The organism is Pseudomonas khorasanensis (assembly GCF_014268505.2).
GTDB classification, from domain to species: Bacteria; Pseudomonadota; Gammaproteobacteria; order Pseudomonadales; family Pseudomonadaceae; genus Aquipseudomonas; species Aquipseudomonas khorasanensis.
The window spans coordinates 53,219-74,247 of record NZ_JABWQP020000002.1 but is presented as its reverse complement, the minus strand read 5'-3'; the positions used below and the strand labels follow the sequence as shown (position 1 = coordinate 74,247).

General features: G+C 57.3%; 21 protein-coding genes and 1 pseudogene. 10 read left to right on the top strand and 12 right to left on the bottom strand.

The window, feature by feature from the left end:
- Positions 1-420: 420 nt before the first annotated feature.
- The 3 genes and pseudogenes from HU727_RS06510 to HU727_RS06500 form a co-directional block, all read right to left on the bottom strand.
- Positions 421-777 (bottom strand): DUF7079 family protein, encoded by a 357-nt coding sequence (locus HU727_RS06510; RefSeq protein ID WP_186530360.1) that lies wholly within the window; start codon positions 775-777, stop codon positions 421-423.
- A pseudogene (locus tag HU727_RS26015) lies at positions 762-1,303 on the bottom strand (hypothetical protein); the annotation flags it as partial. The gene HU727_RS06510 and the pseudogene HU727_RS26015, both read right to left, overlap by 16 nt.
- 11 nt (positions 1,304-1,314) lie before the next feature.
- Positions 1,315-1,575, bottom strand: coding sequence for a DUF6429 family protein (locus HU727_RS06500; protein ID WP_186530362.1), 261 nt, complete (start codon positions 1,573-1,575; stop codon positions 1,315-1,317).
- Between the two features lie 223 nt (positions 1,576-1,798).
- Between HU727_RS06500 and HU727_RS06495 the strand changes: the two genes are divergently transcribed.
- The 5 genes from HU727_RS06495 to HU727_RS06475 all read left to right on the top strand — a co-directional run bounded on the left by HU727_RS06495 (position 1,799) and on the right by HU727_RS06475 (position 5,778).
- Positions 1,799-2,128, top strand: coding sequence for a hypothetical protein (locus tag HU727_RS06495; RefSeq protein WP_186530364.1), 330 nt, complete (start codon positions 1,799-1,801; stop codon positions 2,126-2,128).
- A gap of 192 nt (positions 2,129-2,320) precedes the next feature.
- Positions 2,321-3,049, top strand: coding sequence for a hypothetical protein (locus tag HU727_RS06490; protein ID WP_186530366.1), 729 nt, complete (start codon positions 2,321-2,323; stop codon positions 3,047-3,049).
- A 72-nt stretch (positions 3,050-3,121) separates the two neighbouring features.
- Positions 3,122-5,041: an alkaline phosphatase D family protein gene (locus HU727_RS06485; RefSeq protein WP_186530368.1), complete on the top strand. Its 1,920-nt coding sequence runs from the start codon at positions 3,122-3,124 to the stop codon at positions 5,039-5,041.
- Positions 5,042-5,272: 231 nt separating this feature from the next.
- Complete coding sequence (locus tag HU727_RS06480; RefSeq protein WP_186530369.1) at positions 5,273-5,527, top strand: type II toxin-antitoxin system prevent-host-death family antitoxin; 255 nt, start codon at positions 5,273-5,275, stop codon at positions 5,525-5,527.
- A complete protein-coding gene (locus tag HU727_RS06475) occupies positions 5,524-5,778 on the top strand; it encodes a Txe/YoeB family addiction module toxin (protein WP_186530371.1) in 255 nt (84 codons plus the stop codon). Before HU727_RS06480 ends, HU727_RS06475 begins: the two co-directional genes overlap by 4 nt.
- On the opposite strand, the gene HU727_RS06470 is transcribed toward HU727_RS06475, so the two are convergent.
- Positions 5,772-6,959 carry an aspartate aminotransferase family protein gene (locus HU727_RS06470; RefSeq protein ID WP_186530373.1) on the bottom strand — a complete coding sequence of 396 codons (1,188 nt, stop codon included), beginning with the start codon at positions 6,957-6,959 and terminating at the stop codon, positions 5,772-5,774. The two genes, HU727_RS06475 and HU727_RS06470, sit on opposite strands and share 7 nt — an antisense overlap.
- A gap of 102 nt (positions 6,960-7,061) precedes the next feature.
- Between HU727_RS06470 and HU727_RS06465 the strand changes: the two genes are divergently transcribed.
- The 3 genes from HU727_RS06465 (at position 7,062) to HU727_RS06455 (ending at position 9,266) form a co-directional block, all read left to right on the top strand.
- Positions 7,062-8,018 (top strand): LysR family transcriptional regulator, encoded by a 957-nt coding sequence (locus tag HU727_RS06465; RefSeq protein ID WP_186530375.1) that lies wholly within the window; start codon positions 7,062-7,064, stop codon positions 8,016-8,018.
- A 7-nt stretch (positions 8,019-8,025) separates the two neighbouring features.
- Positions 8,026-8,430, top strand: coding sequence for a GNAT family N-acetyltransferase (locus HU727_RS06460; RefSeq protein ID WP_186530377.1), 405 nt, complete (start codon positions 8,026-8,028; stop codon positions 8,428-8,430).
- A gap of 134 nt (positions 8,431-8,564) precedes the next feature.
- The gene (locus HU727_RS06455) at positions 8,565-9,266 is read left to right on the top strand and encodes a hypothetical protein (protein WP_186530379.1); all 702 of its coding nucleotides are present in this window, start codon (positions 8,565-8,567) and stop codon (positions 9,264-9,266) included.
- Positions 9,267-9,339: 73 nt separating this feature from the next.
- On the opposite strand, the gene HU727_RS06450 is transcribed toward HU727_RS06455, so the two are convergent.
- Positions 9,340-9,831 carry a RidA family protein gene (locus HU727_RS06450; RefSeq protein WP_186530381.1) on the bottom strand — a complete coding sequence of 164 codons (492 nt, stop codon included), beginning with the start codon at positions 9,829-9,831 and terminating at the stop codon, positions 9,340-9,342.
- Between the two features lie 340 nt (positions 9,832-10,171).
- On the opposite strand from HU727_RS06450, the gene HU727_RS06445 reads away from it, so the two are divergent.
- Positions 10,172-11,356, top strand: coding sequence for a DUF8462 domain-containing protein (locus HU727_RS06445; protein WP_186530383.1), 1,185 nt, complete (start codon positions 10,172-10,174; stop codon positions 11,354-11,356).
- A 145-nt stretch (positions 11,357-11,501) separates the two neighbouring features.
- Here HU727_RS06445 and cyoE read toward each other — a convergent pair whose 3' ends face one another.
- From cyoE to hmpA, 7 genes are all read right to left on the bottom strand, one after another.
- Positions 11,502-12,389 carry a heme o synthase gene (gene cyoE, locus HU727_RS06440; RefSeq protein ID WP_186530385.1) on the bottom strand — a complete coding sequence of 296 codons (888 nt, stop codon included), beginning with the start codon at positions 12,387-12,389 and terminating at the stop codon, positions 11,502-11,504.
- Between the two features lie 10 nt (positions 12,390-12,399).
- The gene (gene cyoD, locus HU727_RS06435; RefSeq protein ID WP_011335842.1) at positions 12,400-12,735 is read right to left on the bottom strand and encodes a cytochrome o ubiquinol oxidase subunit IV; all 336 of its coding nucleotides are present in this window, start codon (positions 12,733-12,735) and stop codon (positions 12,400-12,402) included.
- On the bottom strand, positions 12,735-13,358 hold the full coding sequence (cyoC, locus tag HU727_RS06430) for a cytochrome o ubiquinol oxidase subunit III (RefSeq protein ID WP_186530387.1): 624 nt from the start codon (positions 13,356-13,358) through the stop codon (positions 12,735-12,737). Before cyoC ends, cyoD begins: the two co-directional genes overlap by 1 nt.
- A 3-nt stretch (positions 13,359-13,361) precedes the next feature.
- Positions 13,362-15,392, bottom strand: coding sequence for a cytochrome o ubiquinol oxidase subunit I (cyoB, locus tag HU727_RS06425; protein WP_186530388.1), 2,031 nt, complete (start codon positions 15,390-15,392; stop codon positions 13,362-13,364).
- Positions 15,393-15,395: 3 nt separating this feature from the next.
- Complete coding sequence (gene cyoA, locus HU727_RS06420; protein ID WP_024014231.1) at positions 15,396-16,337, bottom strand: ubiquinol oxidase subunit II; 942 nt, start codon at positions 16,335-16,337, stop codon at positions 15,396-15,398.
- Between the two features lie 839 nt (positions 16,338-17,176).
- Positions 17,177-17,686, bottom strand: a complete 510-nt coding sequence (locus HU727_RS06415) for a disulfide bond formation protein B (RefSeq protein ID WP_186530390.1) — start codon at positions 17,684-17,686, stop codon at positions 17,177-17,179.
- Positions 17,687-17,918: 232 nt separating this feature from the next.
- Entirely contained in the window at positions 17,919-19,100 is a 1,182-nt protein-coding gene (hmpA, locus tag HU727_RS06410) for an NO-inducible flavohemoprotein (protein WP_186530392.1), read from the bottom strand.
- Positions 19,101-19,263: 163 nt separating this feature from the next.
- Between hmpA and norR the strand changes: the two genes are divergently transcribed.
- The gene (gene norR, locus HU727_RS06405) at positions 19,264-20,823 is read left to right on the top strand and encodes a nitric oxide reductase transcriptional regulator NorR (protein ID WP_186530394.1); all 1,560 of its coding nucleotides are present in this window, start codon (positions 19,264-19,266) and stop codon (positions 20,821-20,823) included.
- Positions 20,824-21,029 lie beyond the last annotated feature (206 nt).

Sequence of the window (21,029 nt, the reverse complement as noted above, 5' to 3'; positions counted from 1 at the left end):
AGCGCTAACAGAGTGGCGTCGTATGTCGATTGTTTGATGAGCATGGGTTATGACCTGTATGTAGGTAGGTTCCCTTCATGCTAGTGGAAACGAGCAATAGCGTGACGGCCCGTTACCTCAACGATTCACCCCCTCTAGGTTTACTGCCCGCGTCTAAAGGCCCTCAAGCAAAGTAATTTTTTTCTCCAGAGTGTTGGTAGACTGTGCTCAACGGAACACATGGTGCGAACTCAGTCGACGCCAGCAGGGATGTTCTTGTATCCCTCCGTGTACCCCTAAGCTCTTAAAACGGCTACAACCCGCATAGCATATAGATCTTTCTAGTCCCCCTCGGGCACCAACATTGAAAAAAAAGGGCCAGCGAGGGCATGGCCTTTTTACTGGGAAGAGACGTCTGATTACGCGGGCACGCTCACAATATCAAAGCCTGGAAGCAATCTCTTTCCAAATATAGCCGTAGTTGTATTTCAACCAGCGCACCAAAGCTTTATCAAACTGCCTGCGTAACCAATTACGTTTTCTTGCTGCCAACCTTTCCTCTATCGATTCTCTAAGTATGTCGGGATCGAACCCCGTCCAGACCGGCGGCACCGGGGCAACGAGATTGGTGAAACACACCGGTGCGACCTCTGAGTAGAGGATTTCGTAGAGTATGTCAGGGTCGATACCTCTGACTTTGTTTGCCACAAAGTCGTATTCGACAGGAAAGTCATTGAATGGCTCAGAGAGCGCAGCTCTGACCCGACTCAGTTCTGGTTCAGCTAGAAGATTTCCCAATGAGAAAACTCCTCTAACTCTTCGTCCAGTGAGCTCGCAACCGCTTCGCCCGCGAAGCCGCCCGCGACAGTCCCTACCAAGACAACCGCGATAGCGCAAATGGGCATTGCTGGTCCGCAAATCGAGCTGACGCCCATCCCCGCCAAGATACCGCCTACCGCTCCCCCACTACAATCATGCCTTGACGCGCCGCTTCCTTGGGTTTGTTTTCCGCTTCCAGTATCTGATAGCTCGCAAGGGCGGCCGTCACGAGAACGCCGAGTTTGCCCATAATCAACATTCGCTTTGTGCCGGTCGTGAATTTGGTGTTATCCCGGCCAGCTGATTCCAAAATGGTGTAGTTAACCTTATTTTTTTCTATCTCTGAAAGGCTGTCATAACCCTTTTTGAACAGGCCTTCGGAGCACATATCCAATAGTGTTTTGAGGCCTCTCCCATCTTTTTTCTTCCTTTGGACGATGGATAAGCCCTGCGCTGATGTCCATTTGCGGTGTTCCATCATTATCTTGTTTCGCATCTCATGACTGGAATTGAGAATCAGCTTTCAGTATCAGATGCGCGCCCTGCCTCCCCCGTAACACCAAACATCCGCCCTGCTATCTGCCGCCCCCGCTCCAACCCTTCCCCCGTCAGCCAGATTGATTTGTTCCTGTTCACCGGATTGCTGATCAATCCCCGCTCGTGCAGACGGTTCATGATTTCGAAGTCATACCCTTTCCAGGCATTGCCGTCGTCGGAGCTATAAGCTGCCAAGAGGGCAAGGACGGCGTCGTCAATCAATTTTTCGTCGTATTCCATGATCGTCACTCCGATGTTGAGGCCCTGGAAATTAAAGCGCGGTATCAAAATGGAGGTCAATGCTGCGCCAGCGACTTTGAGTGTAGGCCTCACGGTCACGCAAGCTGCCCGAATACGACTGCCGCCCGTATAATCACGCCGCACCATAGAGCTGCCTTCCCTATACCGCTTGCATGTGTCCGCACTGGTTCCAAGTCCCCTACTTCAAAAGACAAGACTCCCCATGGAAACTTCACTGGAAACCGTCGCCCTCTTCTCCCTCAAACTCGCCTACGAGGAGGAGGGCCTGAGCCCGATCCTGCGCGACGACCTGGTCATGGGCGATTACCAGAAAGACGTTTTCGAGTTGTTGGTGAAGCGCGGCGATGTCGCGACGATTCAGTTCAAGTTGAATGAATGTCTGAACCTGGCACTGGATGCGTTGGGCGGTGTAGAGAAACCGCTGGGGCGGGAGTTGCACAAGTTGTCGGCGGAGTTCGGTCAGGCGCAATCGCTGGAGCAACTGGGTCAGCCGCTCCTCGCGCTCAAGGGCTATCTGAAAGATGTTCTTTAGCTGATGGTTTGCTGTCCCAATTGATCAGGAGCCAAGTGCGCCGTGGCTAACACGAAAGTGGAGTTTTTAATGCCTCACCGCGGCGAAGACGATGGCTTATACCGTCGCTTTTGTTATCTTCCCGTCCTTATCAATGACGACCTGCGGCACGAGCGCTGTCTTCGCATTAAAGAGTTTTAAGGAAAGAATCAAATGGAGTTTTTGCGTTTGCTGGCGTTCTTCGCTGCCTGGGGTTTCATGTGGCGCTGGGTGGTGAAGAACCGTGGCAGCTGGAATATTTTCTACGGCAACATTGTAGGTGCGGCGGGTGGGGTTATCGTGGCGCTGGTGATGTTGTCGATCACCTTCTCACTGTTTCCCTCTACGTTCGAAGCCGACGAAGCACAACCCGAGAGCGCCATGGCGCAGAGCGTTGAACCGACCTCTTTGCTGCCTGAAAGCGAATCGACGGCTTCATCTCAACTTTCAGCCGCACCGGCCTTCGCGCCCATCGAGCCTGACAATCAGCCCTCGCCGCCCGATTCCGCGTTGCTGCCGAACTACGCCAGCCGTGCGCCGAAGGCGATTTCGGAACAGACCGTGCTGGACCAGAGTGATGCTCAGGGCCGTGCTGCGCTCGCGGCGTTGAGCAAGAAACTTGGCCATGACGCGGACAGCGACAAGTCGATGCTCGCTTATGTGATGTGCAGCCCGATGGTCACCAGTGCGTTGCGCTTCCCGGCGTCGGCGCGTTTTGCCGACAGCAAGGCGATCACGACCCAACGCTTCAAGGACCAGGTCTACACCTTCAGCAACAGCCTCACCGCGCGCAACATGAACGGCGACGATGTCACCTACCGTTTCGACTGCACGGTGCAAGAGCAGGCGTCTTCTGCACAATGGCGTCTGCTGGCGCTCAAGCTGCAGAAATCGTCCACTTAAGCCACGCTTAAGCGTTCAAGGCGCCGGCTGCGTTATCATCGCCGGCCTGTGCGCCTTGAGCTTTGTTTCCGGATGTCTTTAACACCTGATGAACTGATCCCGCTCCCGCCCGTTCTGGCCGGCCCGCTGCTGCGACGGCTGGAGCCCAAACGGCTGGTGCTGTGGCTGGTCGGCACGCGCCCGCTGGCGCTGACCTTGCGCCTGCAGGGTGTAGGAGATATTCCGCTAGATGCGGGGAATTGCACGGTAATCCAGGTAGGTCGTAGCGCCTTCGTTCACCTGATTGACCTAAGCCTGGATAACGCTCTGCCCGTCGATGCATTTGTCGACTACGACGTGTTGATCGAGGGCGACGGGGGCATCGCCGACTGGGCGCCGCATCTGTTGTATGGGGACGCCTCGTGCCCGAACTTCGTGATGCGCTCGCGCATCGATCAGCTACTCCACGGTTCCTGCCGTAAGCCGCATCATCCGGCGGTGGACGGTTTGCTCTGTGTCGATCAGTTGCTGGCCGCCGAAGCCGACCCGCAACAACGCCCTGCACTGTTGATGATGAGCGGCGATCAGGTCTACGCCGACGACGTCGCCGGGCCGATGCTGCGAGCGATTCATGCGTTGATCGCGCGTCTTGGCCTGTTCGACGAGCACCTCGAGGGCGCCGTGGTCAGCGACAGCGCGAAACTCTACGAACACCCGGCCAGTTACTACCATCGTGCGGATTTGTTACCGGCGCTTGAGAGCAACGAGACGTTGCGTGAGCGATTTTTCGGCGGCGCGCGTAAGCCGATTTTCACGAGCAGCAGTGCCGACAATCATCTGGTGACCTTTGCCGAAGTGATGGCGATGTATTTGCTGGTGTGGTCGCCGGTGGCGTGGACGCTGATCAACCCGCAAGCGCCGACACTGACGCCCGAACGCCTCAAGCGTTACACCCTCGAGCAGACACGCATCGACGGGTTCAAGGATGGTCTGGGTAATGTCGCCCGGGCGCTCGCGCATCTGCCGAGCCTGATGATTTTCGATGATCACGACATCACCGATGACTGGAATCTTTCCGCGCAATGGGAGGAAACGGCCTACGGGCATCCGTTCTCCAAGCGCATCATCGGCAATGCCTTGATCGCTTACATGTTGTGCCAGGGCTGGGGCAACAATCCCGACGCCTTCAAGCAAGTGCTGGAGAAAACCGCACGACTGAGCGCCAGTGGCGCAGACCAGTACCTCGACGCCCCGGTGCAGGACGAACTGATCGACGATCTCCTGCGTTTTCAACAGTGGCACTTCGTGTTGCCGAGCACGCCTGCACTGGTGGTGATCGATACGCGTACGCGGCGCTGGCGCAGCGAGATCGCATTGAAGCAACCGTCGGGCTTGCTCGATTGGGAAGCCTTGAGCGAACTGCAACAAGAACTGCTCGATCATCCCTCGGCGATCATCGTTTCCCCAGCGCCGATCTTCGGCGTGAAGCTGATCGAAACCGTGCAGAAGGTGTTCAGCTGGTGCGGCTTTCCGCTGCTGGTCGATGCGGAAAACTGGATGGCCCATCGCGGTTCCGCGCAGGTGATCCTGAACATTTTCCGACACTCACGTACGCCGGGTAATTACGTGGTGCTGTCAGGTGATGTGCATTATTCCTTCGTCTACGAGGTACTTGTCCGACACCGCAAGGCCGGCCCGCGCATCTGGCAGGTCACCAGCAGCGGCATCAAGAACGAGTTCCCGCCCACCCTGCTGGAGTGGTTCGACCGCCTCAATCGATGGCTCTATTCACCGCGCTCGCCGTTGAACTGGTTCACCAAGCGCCGCCGCATGCGCATCGTGCCGTACACGCCGGAGCATGCTGAAGCCGGGGAGCGACTGTGGAACTCAGCAGGGATCGGTCAGGTGTTTTTCAACGAACAGGGGCAACCACGAGAGATCGTTCAACACAATTCGAACGGGCAGGAGAAGACGCGGATGCTGGCGCCGGATTTGGCAGATTATCCTGATTGACTCTGTAGCCGTTTCCTACAGTGCGAATGTCCAGCACCGACAGGGCAAGGGCTCCTCGATACTGAGTGGGAGGGAGGAGGATTACAGCGTTCTCAGAAACGTCTTGATAATTACTGAGCGATACTGAGTGAAGTCGCAGTCAACCCCTCTGCGAAATAACCCATGGTAGGTGCCTCCTTGTCATCCTGTACTCATTTCTGTACGTTCTCCGCATCCAGCGAGGACTTCAACATGCAAACCATTAATTACACCACCGCCCGTGCGCACTTGGCCGAGACGATGGACCGCGTCAATGAAGATCGTGCGCCGCTATTGGTCACCCGTCAAAAAGGCGAGCCCGTGGTGATGATGTCTTTAGCCGAGTACAACGCACTCGAGGAAACAGCCTACTTGTTGCGCTCGCCAGCCAACGCCGAACGCCTGATGAAATCCGTCGGCGAACTGCGCGCAGGTAAAGCCAAAGTCAGGCAATTGATTGAAGAATGAAAATCGAGTTCACGCCAACAGGCTGGGAAGACTATTTGTGGTTTCAGCAAAACGACAAGGCTGGACTCAAGCGTATCAATCTGTTGATCAAAGCGATCAAGCGCGAGCCGTTTGAGGGTGTCGGTAAACCAGAAGCGCTCAAGCACAACATGAGCGGCCTCTGGTCACGCCGGATAACTGCCGAGCATCGTCTGGTTTACGGGATAGAGGGCGGGGAAATTTGTGTTGTCAGTTGCCGGTATCATTACTGAACTTGAGCTGGCTCGTTCGTCAGTGCCCGCTCAACCCCTCTGACAATCATCCCCACCTCCCGCTCATCAATCGTCAGCGGCGGCAGCAGCCGTATCGTTTTGCCGCGGGTGACGTTGATCAACAAGCCATGGTCCCGTGCCGCAATCAAGGTGAGGTCTCGCACCGGTTGTTTCAGTTCGATGCCGATCATCAATCCCTGTCCACGAATCGCCAGCACGTTCGGATTGTCCGCCAACTCCGCACGCAGCCGCTCCAGTAACCGCTCACCTTGCACCCGAGCGTTTTCGAGCAAACCTTGTTCTTCGATGATATCAAGCACGGTGCAGCCCACCCGGCAAGCCAGTGGATTACCGCCGAAGGTGCTGCCATGGCTGCCCGGCGTGAACAGATCCGCCGCCCTGCCCCGCGCCAGGCAGGCGCCAATCGGCACACCGTTGCCCAGGCCTTTGGCCAAGGTCATGACGTCGGGAACGATGCTCTCGTGCTGGAACGCGAACCACTGCCCGGTGCGACCAATGCCAGTCTGAATCTCGTCGAGCATCAACAGCCAGGCGCGGCGATTGCACAGCTCGCGCAGGGCTTTGAGGTAACCGGGCGGCGCAACTTGCACACCGCTTTCGCCCTGAATCGGCTCGACCAGAATCGCGACGACGCGCGCACCATGTTTGCGCTGTACTTGCTCCAGCGCCGCGAGATCGCCGAACGGCACTTTGACGAAATCTCCCGGCAGCTCATTGAAACCCAGGCGCACCGCCGGGCCGTCGCTGGCGGACAATGTGCCAAGGGTGCGGCCATGAAACGCGTTGGCCATGACCACCACCAGCGGCTGTTCGATGCCTTTGCGCCAGCCGTACAGACGCGCCAGTTTCAACGCGGTTTCATTGGCCTCGGCGCCAGAGTTGTTGAAGAAGGCCCGGTCCATGCCCGATAACGCAGTTAGCCGTTTGGCCAATTGTTGCTGCCAGTCGATGCTGTACAGATTGGACGTGTGCAGCAGCAGTCCCGCCTGCTCGCTGATCGCCGTAACGATGCGCGGGTGCGAGTGGCCCACGTTGGTCACCGCCACGCCGGCAACCGCGTCCAGATATTCACGCCCCGCCTGATCCCACAGACGCGTACCCAAACCTTTAGTGAAGCTCAGGGCCAGCGGTTGATAGGTATTCATCAGGGCGGCAGTCATGACGTGAAGCTCCATTGCAGGTCGGTGTGAGCGGAGTATGGTTAGCCACCTGAACTGGATAAACTGCGGTTAACTTCATTCATTTAACAGCTGAGCTTGATAATGGACCTGTTCCAGTCGATGGGCGTTTACGTAAAAGTCGTTGAAACAGGAAGCATGACCGCAGCCGCGCTGCAGTGCGAAATGTCGACAACGATGGTGGGCAATCACCTGCGCGCACTGGAGCAGCGACTCGGCGTGCAGCTGCTGCAGCGCACTACTCGCCGTCAGCGACTGACGGAATTCGGCACTGTTTATTATCAGCGCTGCCTGGAAGTCCTCGGCCTGGTCGCTGACTCCGAACGCCTCGCCGAACAGGCCATCGACGAACCGCGCGGCTTGCTTCGCCTGGCCGCGCCGTTGACATTTGGCGTCGAACGACTGACCCCGGCACTCAGCGAATACGCCCTGCTGTATCCGCAAGTGAAACTGGACGTGGTATTGACCAACGGCCGCCCGGATCTGCTCGAGAACAGCCTGGATGTTGCATTCCGATTGGGCAGCTTCGATCAGTCCTCCAACCTGATCGCCCGACCGCTGATCGACTACACCCTGACGGTCTGCGCCTCCCCGGAATACATCGCGCGGCGCGGCATGCCGAATACGCCGCAGGAGTTGCAGCAACACGACTGCCTGTCCTTTGCCTACCCGGCCGGCGATGATTGGCAATCGGTGGAAAAACGCTGGCGCCTGAGCGGCCCGGATGGAGAAATCCTCGTCGACGTGAGCGGGCCGATGCTGATCAACAGCTCCGCCGGTTTGCATCAGGCGGCGCGGAACGGCATGGGTATCATGATGCTGCCCGACGCGCTGGTGGAACAGGATCTGCGCGACGGCAAACTGGTCAAGGTAATGGCGGATTACCAACCGCCGAGCCGGCCCATGCATTTGTTGTATGCACAGGATCGCTATCGGCTGCCGAAGCTGCGGCGGTTTGTCGAATTTGCGATGCGGATGTGGGGCAAAGCTGACGTCGGTCCGGCCGTAACACAGCTTGATGGATCACAGAAAAGGACTTGAACACCCCATGAACGACACTCTCACCGTACGCGACTTGCATCCCAGCGAAATAGAGTCAGCGAGGCTGTTTCTCGGCAAGCATGGATGGGGCCATCGCATTGGTGATGCCAACACTTTCGCTCGTTTGATTCACAATTCGCAACGCACGGCTATTGCCATGCTGGGCGAGCAGATTGTTGGTTTCGCGCGTGGCATTACCGACGAATTGTCCAACGGTTACCTGTCGATGGTGGTTGTCGATGGCCAGCAGCGGCGCAAGGGAGTCGGCCGCGCATTGGTCAAGCACGTCATGGGCGACAACCCGGATATCACTTGGGTACTACGCGCTGGACGCGAGGGTGCTGAAGCTTTTTTTGCCAGTCTGGGCTTCGAGACTTCGGTGATTGCCATGGAGCGTCCGCGCCTGAAATAGCGTCCTCCGGGAAAAAACCCGACCACCAGCCCGTTGCTCCGTGACAATGCCGCCCCGCTCCCCTAAATTAGGCGGCCTGAAAAAGACCTCGTGCTTTCTCGTCTCAACTCAAGTTAAAAAGTAGTGAAATTTCAATGTCCGATTTCAACACCGCTGAATCCGTAGTCACCGAATCGTCCAAAGCGGAATACGAAAACTCCATCAATCTTTCACAACACCTGCCACAAGCCAAAATCATCAGCGAGATGGTCCTGGACGCGTTCCAGTCGACCCGCGAAAGCGACCAGATCCGCGAGTTGCGTGCGGCGATCCGCCAGGCGCATGACAGCTTTGATGACGATAAGGCGTACGAGCTGATGGGCGAACTCAAGCGTCTGAAAGACGCAGAGGCAGCGGACATCGCCGCGCTGGAGGATCTGAGCAGCAAGTTCTCGATCGGCCGCATTCTGTCCAGCTTCAAGGACGATCCGGCGTTTCAGGAAATCGTTTATGGTCTGGCGCTGAAAGTGCTGAACCAGACCCATCAGGCGATCAGCAATCCGAGCGGCGGCAAGAGCAAGGCTGTAAAGAAGAAAGAAGTCGAAATCTTCACTATCAGCAAGGACGGCGCCAGCGTAACCCTGCCAATGCGCACCCCGCGTTCGCGTCTGAACGTCGACCGTGAGGCGCTGGAATTCCTAGGCTTCACCTTCGTGGGCGAAGGCGATGAAGCCGAGCTGGAAAGCGAAACCTTCGTCGATAACGCCGGCACGGAACAGGCTGTGAACCGCAAGAACATCATCACCGCGCTGCAACAGCAGACCGCGTTTGACGGGTATAGCATCGCGGCGCAGTAATTTGACGAGCGCTTCACGACAAAGCCCCACGCTGAGTGATCAGGCGGGGCTTTTTGTTTGAGCCGCTACGACCTCAAGCCGATGGATGCAACGCCGCAATCATGTCCACCTCAATCGCCGCATTCTTCGGCAACTGATACACACCGATGGTCGTGCGCGTATGCCGCCCGGCATCCCCCAGTACGTGGCTGAACACATCCGAAGCGCCGTTGGCCACTTCGCTTAGATCAACGAAATCAGCCGTCGACTTCACATACACCGTCACCCGCAACAATGCGCGGATCTTGTCCAGTGAGCCGACCGCATCGACGATCAGCGCCAGGCAACGCATTGCGCTGATGCTCGCGGCGGCTTGCGCGTCCTTGAGACTCAACTCCAGCCCTACCCGGCCTGGGTACAGAATCTTGCCATTGACCCGCGGCACCATGCCGCTGATGTACAGCTCATCGTGATGACGAATCAGCGGCGCGTAATTGCCACCGGCAGTGTTCTCGCCATAGATGTCGTAGTTCAGTTCTTCGGCCAGGGCGATAAAGCGCTCATCGCAGGTCATCCGTTCGGTCATTGCGCCCAGCCTTCTGAGTTAAGCCAATTGTTTAGCCAGCTGTAGCCCGCATCTGGATCGCGGACGTGCGGATGACATATCTGGATCCAAATTTAGGTCTTTTACCTGCACTGAGCAACCAGCCTATACAGGGGCCGGTTTCAAAGCACTTCTGCTCTCCCGCCACACTAAAGCCAGTCGGGCGGGCACATCGCTACGATTGTCTCCATCCGACAGCAAACCTAATGTCATAGGGAAATGAATCAAGCAATCAGCCCTTTTGCTAAGTACTTTAGCTACTTATTTGCAGTTATAGCGATTTATCACTATAAGTATGAATAATTTCATATGAGATCAAGCTGTGGACAAGAATACCAACCCCTTCAACCCCGGAGCAGGTGTTTCCCCACCGGAATTAGCTGGGCGATCGGAAGTACTGGAAACGGCAGATACTGCCTTGGCGCGCACGAAGCGCGGCAAGCACGCCAAATCCTTGATGATATTAGGCTTACGCGGTGTCGGAAAAACGGTACTTCTGAATCAGATCAAAGACCGGGCTTTAGCATTGGGTTATCTCGCCGAAATGCAGGAAGCTCACGATGGAGCTGAGTTGAAACAGCTACTGATTCCGGTATTGCGCCGCGTGCTATTGCGTTTGGACCGAGTGCAGAACACGGTCGAGACGGTCAAAAGAGGGATACGCATACTCCGTAGCTTTATCGGCAATATCACAATTGCAGCGGGTGGGGCCGAAGTTACGCTTGGCGGAGACTCCGAAGCTGGCTATGCCGACAGTGGCAATCTGGAAGATGATCTGCGTGACGTCCTGATAGCAACAGCGGAGGCAGCAAGGGACGCAGGGACACCAGTCGCCATTTTGATTGATGAATTACAATATCTTTCCAAAGACGAGCTGGGCGCGCTTATCCGCGGCATCCACGCAGTTAATCAGGCTGCTCTGCCTCTGATCCTTTTTGGTGCGGGTCTCCCGCAGCTTGCGGGACAAGCGGGCGATGCCAAAAGTTATGCTGAGCGACTATTCGAGTTTCCTCGTCTGGGCGCTCTATTAGAGATAGATGCCTGGAAAGCCTTACGTGATCCTGTTGAAGAAGAAGGCGCGAGCATCTCAGATGGAGCATTGCGCGAGATTTTTGAAAAAACCCACGGCTATCCCTATTTTTTGCAGGAGTGGGGCTATACCGCTTGGAACATTGCCAAAGAACAGTCCATAACCGAGGCAGATGCGCAGGCAGCGACAGAGGAAAGCATCCGTAAACTTGACGAGTCTTTTTTCAGGGTCCGCTTTGATCGCACCACGCCGGCTGAAAGGGAATACATGCGTTGTCTTGCCGAGTTGGGAGAAGGACCGCAACGCTCTGCCGATGTAGCTAAAGCGCTGGGGCGAAACGCTACGAGCCTGGGCCCGGTACGCGATAGCCTGATCAAAAAGGGCATGATCTACAGTCCGGAATATGCACTCATAGCATTCACCGTTCCGCTGTTTGACGAGTTCATGAGACGAGTGACTTTCTCACCACCTGCATAAATGCGGGATTAGCTTACACACCCATCAAGCCACCGCGACAAGCTGTTGGACCAAGAAGCAAGCAAATCGGCAGGTCCTAAAGCCAGCCAACAAAAAACCCCGCACATCTCACGATGTGCGGGGTTTTTCTTGAAGCCTTCGAACCTTACGGCGCGTACGTCAGCAGCAGCTCGCCCGGCACCTTGAAGTCCAGGGACATCATGACGCTCAGCGCGGTGATGGTGAAGATCGAGAACACGAACAGCTTGCGTGCCCAGACCGTGTCATCCACTGCCTTGTAGCCAGTCCAGGCCATGTACAGCCAGTACATGCCCATGGCGGCGGCGACGGCAAGGTAGCTCATGCCGGCGTAGCCGCTGAAGGTCAGCATCAAGGTCGCCACGAGGAACGCCAGGATGTAGAGCAGGATGTGCTTCTTGGCCACTTGAATGCCGCGCTTCACTGGCAACACCGGAATCGATGCGGCCAGGTAATCGTTGAAACGGAAAATCGCGATGGCGTAGGAATGCGGCATCTGCCACAGGCTGAACATCACCAGCAGCGTCAGTGCAGCCATGTCGAAGCTGTTGGTCACGGCGACGTAACCGATCACTGGCGGCATGGCGCCCGACAGACTGCCCACCAGCGTGCCGTGAACCGACTTGCGCTTGAGGTACAGGCTGTAGAAGCCGACGTAGATCACAAAGCCGATGATTGCGAACAGGGCGGCCAACGGGTTGGCCACCTTGTACAACAATGCAACGCCGAGAACACCCAGTATGGTCGCGTAAACCAGCGCCAGTTTCAGGGAGATCAAGCCCTGCACCAGTACGCGGTTCTTGGTGCGTTCCATCTTCAGGTCGATGTCGCGGTCGATGCAGTTGTTGAACACGCAACCGGAGGCCACGACCAGGGAAGTACCGATCATGGCGGCCAGAAACACCGCCAGATCGACATGCCCTTTCGAGGCCAGGAAGAACCCGCCTGCCACAGAAAGCACGTTACCGAAAATGATCCCCGGTTTGGTGATTTGGATAAAGTGCTTGAGCGACATCGGGTCTACCTCACTTCGCCATCATGTACGTGTGGATGCTGAACATGATCCACAGCGACAGGCCAACCAGCAGCACGATCACAATCGCCGTAAAGACGAACGCGATCACGTTGTTACGCTGAGCAATGGAACGGTCCAGGTGCAGGAAGTAATACAGGTGAACGATCACCTGGATCACAGCGAACAGCAGAACGATGGCCAGCGTCGTCGACTTCGGCAGGGTCGGGTACATCACCAGACCGAACGGAATGACCGTCAGGATCACCGACAGGATGAAGCCGATGGCGTACGACTTGACGCTGCCGTGGCCAGCATCGTGGCTGTCATGGGAGTGTGCATTAGCCATTACAGAGTCCCCATCAGGTAAACAACGGTGAAGACGCAAATCCAGACCACGTCAAGGAAGTGCCAGAACAGGCTCAGGCAGCTCAGACGCGTCTTGTTGGTTGCGGTCAGGCCATGCTTGTTGACCTGATACATCATGATGCCCATCCAGATCAGACCGGCCGAAACGTGCAGACCGTGGGTACCGACCAGGGTGAAGAACGCCGACAGGAAGCCCGAACGGCTAGGACCGAAGCCCTCGGAGAGCAGCAAGTGGAACTCGTTGATCTCCATGGCGATAAAGCCTGCGCCGAGCAGGAAGGTCGCGAACAGCCAACCCAGCACCTGCTGCTTCTTGCCCTTGAACAACGCCAGCATGGCGAAGCCGTAGGTGATCGAACTGAACAACAGCAGAGCGGTTTCGCCCAGCACGTAAGGCAGTTCGAAGATGTCGTGGCCCGACGGGCCACCGGCAACGTTGTTTACCAGTACTGCGTACACCGCGAAGATCGACGCAAACAGAATGCAGTCGGTCATCAGGTAGAGCCAGAAACCGTATACGGTCATCTCGCCCGAGTCGTGGTGATGGTCATCGTGCCCATGGTCACCATGGGCGTGTCCAACATTGGTCACTAAGTTCGACATGGTTTAAGCCTGTTCCAACGAGGTTTCAACACGGGTGGCATTGGCCGGGATTTTCCCTGCCGCGACCAGACGCTTGTGCTGCTCGGCTTCGATACGCTCGATCGTTTCAACCGGAACCATATAGCCCTGGTCGTCACGTGCAGCGTGGATCACGAAGTAAACGACGGTGCCCACCAGGCTCGCGATCGCCAGCCACCAGATGTGCCAGATCATCGCGAAACCGAAGACGGTCAACAGCGCGCCCATCACTACGCCAGTGGCGGTGTTGTTCGGCATGTGGATCGGCTCGTACTTGGCCGGACGCTGGTACGCAGTACCGTCTTCCTTGGCTTCGGTGAACGGGTCGATGCAGTCGGCCTTCGGCAGCACGGCAAAGTTGTAGAACGGTGGTGGCGACGAGGTCGACCATTCCAGCGTGTGGGCATTCCACGGGTCACCGTGTTCGCACATGTTTTCCGGCTTGTTGCGGTCACGCACACTGACGTACAGCTGGATCAGTTGGCAGGCGATACCGACAGCGATCATCACCGCACCGAACATGGCAACGTACAGGTACGGTACCCACTCAGGGTTGGTGGTGGCGTTCAGGCGACGGGTCATGCCCATGAAGCCCAGTGCATAGAGCGGCATGAACGCGACGAAGAAGCCCGAAATCCAGAACCAGAACGCTGCTTTACCCCAGCCTTCGTGCAGCTTGAAGCCGAACGCTTTCGGGAAGTAGAACGCGAAGCCTGCGATGTAACCGAATACCGCACCGCCGATGATCACGTTATGGAAGTGCGCGATCACGAACAGACTGTTGTGCAGCACGAAGTCAGCACCCGGAATGGCCAGCAGTACGCCGGTCATGCCGCCGATGGCGAAGGTCACCATGAAGCCCAGTGTCCACATTACCTGGCTGGTGAAGCGCAGACGGCCCTGGTAGATGGTGAACAGCCAGTTGAACAGCTTCACACCCGTCGGGATGGAAATCAGCATCGTCGCCAGACCGAAGAAGGCGTTGACGCTCGCACCCGAACCCATGGTGAAGAAGTGGTGCAGCCAAACCATGAAGCCCAGTACCGAGATCGCGCCCGAGGCGTAGATCATCGAATGGTGGCCGAACAGTTTCTTGCCGGTGAAGGCCGAGATCACTTCCGAGAAGATGCCGAACGCCGGCAGGATCAGGATGTAAACCTCAGGGTGGCCCCACGCCCAGAACAGGTTGACGTACATCATTGGATTGCCACCAAGTTCATTGGTGAAAATGTGGAAATCCATGTAACGGTCAAGGGTCAGCAGCGCCAGGGTAGCGGTCAGGATCGGGAACGAAGCCACGATCAGAACGTTTGCCCAGGTGCAGGTCCAGGTGAAGATCGGCATGTCCATCAGCTTCATGCCAGGGGTACGCATTTTCAGCACGGTGGCGAGGAAGTTGACCCCCGTCAGCGTCGTACCCAACCCGGACAGCTGTAGCGCCCAGATGTAGTAGTCCATCCCCACGCCAGGACTGTATTGCAGACCCGACAGCGGCGGATAGGCAACCCAACCGGTCTTGGCGAATTCGCCGACGCCCAGCGACAGGTTGATCAGCACAACGCCGGACACCAGCAGCCAGAAGCTCAGGGAGTTCAGGAACGGGAACGCCACGTCACGCGCGCCGATCTGCAGCGGCACTGCAAGGTTCATCAGGCCGGTGAAGAATGGCATCGCCATGAAGATGATCATGATCACACCGTGAGCGGTGAAGATCTGGTCATAGTGTTCAGGTGGCAGGTAGCCAGGCGAACCCTCGGTGGCCATGGCCAGCTGGGTACGCATCATGATGGCGTCGGCAAAACCGCGCAGCAGCATGACCATGGCGACGATGATGTACATCACGCCGATTTTCTTGTGGTCGACCGAAGTCAGCCACTCGGTCCACAGGTACGTCCACTTCTTGAAATAAGTGATCGCAGCGAACAGCGCCAGACCACCGAGGGCGATCATGGCGATGGTCACCATCACGATCGGCTCGTGGAATGGGACTGCTTCCCAACTTAATTTACCAAACATCGTTTACTCCTCTGCCCCGGCAGCTGAATGCGAACCCGCGTCAATATCCGTGGCCGCCACTTCTTTCTCTTTCTTCTCGTGCTTCAGCGGCTTGCCCGGTTTCATACCTTCGTACTTGTCGACGATGATCTGGAACTGGTTCGGCGTGACCGACGAGTAGAGCTCGACTGGGTTGTTCTGGCTCGGTTTTGCAAGTGCCGCGTATTCAGCCTGATCAAGCTGTTTAGGTGACTTCTTGACTTCGCTTACCCAGGCGTCGAAATCTTCCTGAGTCGTTGAAATGGCTTTGAACTTCATGCCGGTGAAACCCGCGCCGCTGTAGTTGGCCGAGATACCGTCCATTTCAGCGTTGCGGTCGGCGATCAGGTGCAGCTTGGTCTGCATGCCCGCCATTGCGTAGATCTGGCCACCCAGACCCGGGATGAAGAACGAGTTCATCACGGCGTCGGAGGTGATCTTGAAGTTGATTGGCGTGTGCGCCGGGAACACGATCTTGTTGACCGTGGCAATGCCTTGTTCCGGGTAGATGAACAACCACTTCCAGTCCAGCGCGACAACTTCGATGGTCACTGGCTTGACGTCAGATTCGATCGGACGATACGGGTCCAGCTCGTGAGTCGAGATGTAAGTGATGTAACCCAGGGCAATGATGATCAGCACCGGGATGGTCCATACCGCCACTTCGATTTTGGTCGAGTGCGACCACTTCGGCGTGTAGACGGCGTTCTTGTTCGACGCGCGGTACTTCCAGGCAAACAGGAAGGTCATGACGATAACCGGCACGACGACCAACAGCATCAGCAGCGTGGCGGTGATGATCAGGTTGCGCTGTTCCAGGCCGACCTGGCCCGTTGGATTGAGCAAGGTCATGTTGCAGCCTCCCAGCAACAACGTGCCGAGCAGCGGCACTAGGCCTAGTAATCTGGGGTACCTGTTTTTACTCATCTCACGACCTCTAAAGCAGCTTGCGCAATGCAGTTGGGTTTTGATCGCCAACACTTCACCCTGCCAAGGGTTGGCATTTTCTTTGGATTGAATAAGGGCCGCCCGTCGCGCGTCAGACGCTCGAAAAATCCCGGGACAGCGGTGAGTTCTTATTCGAATTCGTGGTCAAAGGCCTTGTTACAGACCAATTCCATTTGGTGCGGAAAGTGAAAGGCACCGACACCTGGGTGTCTTGAAAGCTTTTCGGCTCGCTCGACACCCGACTTTCTGCGCAGCGCTTCAATCAAGCGTTCCTTAATAAAGGCTGAACAGTGCCGGGAATTCAGTGCGGGCGATTGTAGATAGGTAGCGCCCTATACACCATGTCTTATCCCGAAATAATTTTTATCCGTCAGAGCAACAATCCATCGCCACTTTTGCAAAAGTCGCGCCTGTTATCGAAAGCGCTTCTCAACAAAAACGACAAAATTCGTAGGTATAACCGCCTCAAATCAGACAGCTCCGCAGACCATTTCCGAGGGCATGATCGGCGCAAAGCCCGACAGTCCAAGGGTTCTGGCCAATCGCCAGAGGCTGTTAAAACTGCCTGATCTGGTACACCCGTTCAACAGCCCGAAAACATCGAAACTGGCCAATGTTTTTATGTAACAGGCGTCCAATCCGGTGCGTCGGGATACGCTGCGACAGCGCCCGTGTGACAACATGTCGCACACTTGCCGCACGCTTCATTGCCGTTCGTCACGGTGTTTTCACAAACGCTCTGAAATGCAAAACGCCCTGATTTCCTTAATGGAAAACCAGGGCGTTTCTTTTATCGGCCAGCGCTTTGAAAAGTTGACTCAGCGCAGTGCTTTTCGATTACGCGAGGTCAGCAGCGGCACCAGAATCACCACCAGCACGAACGCCACCAGCGCCCATTGCGCCAGCGACAGACCGAGAACCGGCGGATAGGGCGTGGAACAGAAACCGTCGACCTGAAAGCCCAGCGGGAAGATCTTCGCCAGAGGCAGGTCATCCACAATCGGTTGCAACACATCGACCCCGCAACTCACCGCCGGATAGAACTGGGTGTATACGTGATGCCCCGCCACACCGGCCCCGGCAATCGCACAAAGCACCACCAGCGCTTCGAACACGGTGATGCTGCGACGACTGCGCATGCCCGCGCCTATAAAGGCGAACAGCGCAATGAGCAGCAACGCGTAACGCTGCAGAATGCACAGCGGGCAAGGCGCCTCGCCGAGCACGATCTGCATGTACAGCGCACCGCCAATCAACGCCAGGCAGATGATCCCCAGCAGCACCAGATAGCGCCGCTCTCGTCCCAACCGCATCGTTTCGTCGCTCATTGCCTTTCCTTTGTAAGTCCATGGTCCAGCCGGCGGGCGGCTGAAATTGGTGCAAGTCTACACTGGGGCAATAAACGATAGAGCGGTTAAGGCACGATTAACCTCCACTGGGGTGCATAACGTGGCGTCGCACAAAAGATTCGCGAGCAGGCTCGCTCCCACACAGGATCAGCGTCGAACGCAAATCCTGTGGGAGCGAGCCTGCTCGCGAATGGGGCGACCCGGTTTCGGTTTATTCCAAAGCCGCCGCCGGCCCGAAGAACTCATAGCGGCTCTGTTTTTCCGGTACACCCAGTGCCTTCAGATGCCGCTTGATTGCCCCCATGAAACCCTTCGGCCCGAGGAAGTAAGCGTCGACATCACGCTGTTCCGGCAGCCACTCATCCAAGAGTTCCTCGCTGAGCAACCCCACCTTGTCCGCCGCCGGGCTCACGCCATCCTCTTCGGCGTAGCAATAGAAGCGTTTGAGTTGCGGATGACGCGCGGCCAGACCATCGACCCAGTCGCGAAACGCGTGGACGCTGCCATTGCGCGCGCAGTGGATAAAATGCACCGGGCGCTCGGTTGCCAGCGCCGCTTCAAGCATCGCGAGAGTTGGCGTGATGCCGACACCGCCGCTGATCAGCACCAACGGTTTGTCGCTGGCCGCCAGGGTGAATTCGCCCGATGGCGGGAACAACTGAATGCTCGCGCCGACCTGCAGATGATCATGCAAATGGTTGGACGCACGGCCACCCGGTTCACGCTTGACGCTGATGCGGTATTGACCGTTGTTCGCCAATGCCGACAGCGAATAGTTGCGGCGGATTTCTTCGCCATCGAGGATCAGCTTCATGCCGATGTACTGGCCCGGCTCGGCCGCTAGAATCGGGCCTTTGTCTGCCGGCTCGAAGTAGAACGAGGTGATTTCCGCGCTTTCTTGCACCTTGGCCACCACGATGAATTCCCGCGCACCGCGCCAGCCGCCAACAGCCTGTTCTTTCCGGTCGTAGAGGGCGGTTTCCGCGCCGATCAGGATGTCGGCCAATTGACCGTACGCCGCCCCCCAGGCGCTCATCACCTCAGGAGTGGCGATTTCTTCACCGAGCACCTCGGAGATCGCGCGCAACAGGCAGGCACCGACAATCGGGTAGTGCTCCGGCAGAATCTGCAGGGCGACGTGCTTGTTGATGATCTTAGCCACCAGATCGCCCAACTGGTCGAGTTGATCGATGTGACGGGCATACATCAATACGCCGTTGGCCAAGGCACGGGGCTGGTCGCCGCTGGCCTGATGCGCCTGGTTGAACAGCGGGCGCACTTGCGGGTATTCGGAGAGCATCATGCGGTAGAAGTGCGTGATCAACGCCTCGCCGCCGCTTTCGAGCAAAGGCACGGTGGATTTGATGATGGCACGATCCTGGACGCTAAGCATAAGGTGACTCCTGCGTTTTCTTGAATGAATGCATTGGAGGCATCAGCTTTCGTGCCAACTAATTAATCCATACAAATCAATCGGTTAAATATTTGATAGTCATTTCGACTCTAAGCGCCTTATAGTCAACAAGACTACAACGTGTCTCTTTGACTACAAACCCATGACCGCCAAACCCCTGCTCACCGCCCTGCTGCCGCTTGTCTCTGACCTGTCCCGCGAACTGCCCGAGGGCGAGCGCTACCGGCGCCTGCTCGAAGCGATGCGCGCCTTGTTGCCCTGCGACGCGGCAGCGTTGTTGCGTCTGGACGGTGAATCGCTGGTGCCGCTGGCCGTGGACGGTTTAAGCACCGACACCCTTGGCCGGCGCTTCAAGGTCAGCGAGCACCCGCGCTTCGAAATTCTCCTGGCCGGCGCCGGGCCGACGCGCTTCGCCGCCGACAGTGACTTGCCTGATCCCTATGACGGACTGGTCGAAGGCCTGGACGATCATCTGGAAGTCCACGATTGCCTCGGCTGCCCTTTATTTGTCGATGAGAAACTCTGGGGCCTGATCACCCTCGACGCGCTCGATCCAGAGCGGTTCGAGCCGATCGAACTCGACGCCCTGCAAGCCTTCGCGAGCCTCGCCTCCGCCACCGTCAACGCAGCAGAGCGCATCGAGCGTCTGGCGACCCGCGCCGAAGATGAACATCAGCGCGCCGAGGTTTACCGTCAGGCCAGCGGCCAGCAGCACCGTGAAATGATCGGCCAGAGCAAAGCGCACAAGCGTCTGGTGGAAGAAATCAATCTGGTGGGCGGCAGCGATCTGACGGTGCTGATCACGGGCGAGACCGGCGTTGGCAAGGAACTCGTCGCCCAAGCCATTCACGCCGCCTCGGCGCGCGCCGACAAACCGATCATCAGCCTTAACTGCGCCGCCCTGCCCGACACACTCGTGGAAAGCGAATTGTTCGGCCACGTGCGCGGCGCTTTCACCGGCGCCACCAGCGATCGCCGGGGCAAATTCGAACTGGCCAATGGCGGGACGCTGTTTCTCGATGAAGTCGGCGAGTTGTCGCTGACGGTGCAGGCCAAGTTGTTGCGCGTGCTGCAGAGCGGTCAGTTGCAGCGCCTGGGGTCGGACAAGGAACATCAAGTTGATGTGCGCCTGATTGCTGCGACCAACCGCGACCTGGCGGAAGAAGTGCGCAGCGGTCGCTATCGTGCCGACTTCTATCATCGTTTGAGCGTGTATCCGCTGAGAGTCCCGGCACTGCGTGAGCGCGGGCGGGATGTGCTGCTGCTCAGCGGTTTTTTTCTGGAACAGAACCGCTCGCGAATGGGCCTCAACAGCCTGCGCTTGAACAGCGACGCGCAGGAAGCGCTGCTCGCCTACACCTGGCCGGGTAATGTACGCGAACTTGAACACCTGATCGGGCGCAGTGCGTTGAAGGCGCTGGGTAACTGCAAGGTCAGGCCGAAGATTTTGAGCCTGAGTGCGGCGGATATGGATTTGCCGCGTGAGGGTGTGGATAACTCGCCAGAGCCGGCAGCCAGCGTGGCACCCGCGCTGCCAATGATCACCGGGGATTTGCGCAGTGCGACCGAGGAGTTTCAGCGACGCTTGATCAGCGCCGCCCTGGAACGCAATAAGGATAATTGGGCCAGTGCTGCGCGGGAATTGGGCGTGGACCGGGCGAACCTTGGACGGATGGCCAAGCGGTTGGGGATGAAGGGTTGAAAAACCAACAGCCAAGAGCCCCTCACCCCAGCCCTCTCCCAGAGGGAGAGGGAGCCGACCGAAGTGCAGGGCGGCATTCGTCAACCTGAAAAATCGAGTCGCTTATGGATTCGCTACAGCTATATCAGGCCGGCGCAGCGCTTCAGCATCCCGCAATCGGCTCCCTCTCCCCCCGGGAGAGGGCTGGGGTGAGGGGCTTTTGATCT

What these genes read in the sequence shown, in the direction of transcription:
- HU727_RS06500 (WP_186530362.1), bottom strand. Translation starts at nt 1,575, where the DNA reads ATGGAATACGACGAAAAATTGATTGACGACGCCGTCCTTGCCCTCTTG.
- HU727_RS06495 (WP_186530364.1), top strand. Translation starts at nt 1,799, where the DNA reads ATGGAAACTTCACTGGAAACCGTCGCCCTCTTCTCCCTCAAACTCGCC.
- HU727_RS06490 (WP_186530366.1), top strand. Translation starts at nt 2,321, where the DNA reads ATGGAGTTTTTGCGTTTGCTGGCGTTCTTCGCTGCCTGGGGTTTCATG.
- HU727_RS06485 (WP_186530368.1), top strand. Translation starts at nt 3,122, where the DNA reads ATGTCTTTAACACCTGATGAACTGATCCCGCTCCCGCCCGTTCTGGCC.
- HU727_RS06480 (WP_186530369.1), top strand. Translation starts at nt 5,273, where the DNA reads ATGCAAACCATTAATTACACCACCGCCCGTGCGCACTTGGCCGAGACG.
- HU727_RS06475 (WP_186530371.1), top strand. Translation starts at nt 5,524, where the DNA reads ATGAAAATCGAGTTCACGCCAACAGGCTGGGAAGACTATTTGTGGTTT.
- HU727_RS06470 (WP_186530373.1), bottom strand. Translation starts at nt 6,959, where the DNA reads ATGACTGCCGCCCTGATGAATACCTATCAACCGCTGGCCCTGAGCTTC.
- HU727_RS06465 (WP_186530375.1), top strand. Translation starts at nt 7,062, where the DNA reads ATGGACCTGTTCCAGTCGATGGGCGTTTACGTAAAAGTCGTTGAAACA.
- HU727_RS06460 (WP_186530377.1), top strand. Translation starts at nt 8,026, where the DNA reads ATGAACGACACTCTCACCGTACGCGACTTGCATCCCAGCGAAATAGAG.
- HU727_RS06455 (WP_186530379.1), top strand. Translation starts at nt 8,565, where the DNA reads ATGTCCGATTTCAACACCGCTGAATCCGTAGTCACCGAATCGTCCAAA.
- HU727_RS06450 (WP_186530381.1), bottom strand. Translation starts at nt 9,831, where the DNA reads ATGACCGAACGGATGACCTGCGATGAGCGCTTTATCGCCCTGGCCGAA.
- cyoE (WP_186530385.1), bottom strand. Translation starts at nt 12,389, where the DNA reads ATGTCGCTCAAGCACTTTATCCAAATCACCAAACCGGGGATCATTTTC.
- cyoD (WP_011335842.1), bottom strand. Translation starts at nt 12,735, where the DNA reads ATGGCTAATGCACACTCCCATGACAGCCACGATGCTGGCCACGGCAGC.
- cyoC (WP_186530387.1), bottom strand. Translation starts at nt 13,358, where the DNA reads ATGTCGAACTTAGTGACCAATGTTGGACACGCCCATGGTGACCATGGG.
- cyoB (WP_186530388.1), bottom strand. Translation starts at nt 15,392, where the DNA reads ATGTTTGGTAAATTAAGTTGGGAAGCAGTCCCATTCCACGAGCCGATC.
- cyoA (WP_024014231.1), bottom strand. Translation starts at nt 16,337, where the DNA reads ATGAGTAAAAACAGGTACCCCAGATTACTAGGCCTAGTGCCGCTGCTC.
- HU727_RS06415 (WP_186530390.1), bottom strand. Translation starts at nt 17,686, where the DNA reads ATGAGCGACGAAACGATGCGGTTGGGACGAGAGCGGCGCTATCTGGTG.
- hmpA (WP_186530392.1), bottom strand. Translation starts at nt 19,100, where the DNA reads ATGCTTAGCGTCCAGGATCGTGCCATCATCAAATCCACCGTGCCTTTG.
- norR (WP_186530394.1), top strand. Translation starts at nt 19,264, where the DNA reads ATGACCGCCAAACCCCTGCTCACCGCCCTGCTGCCGCTTGTCTCTGAC.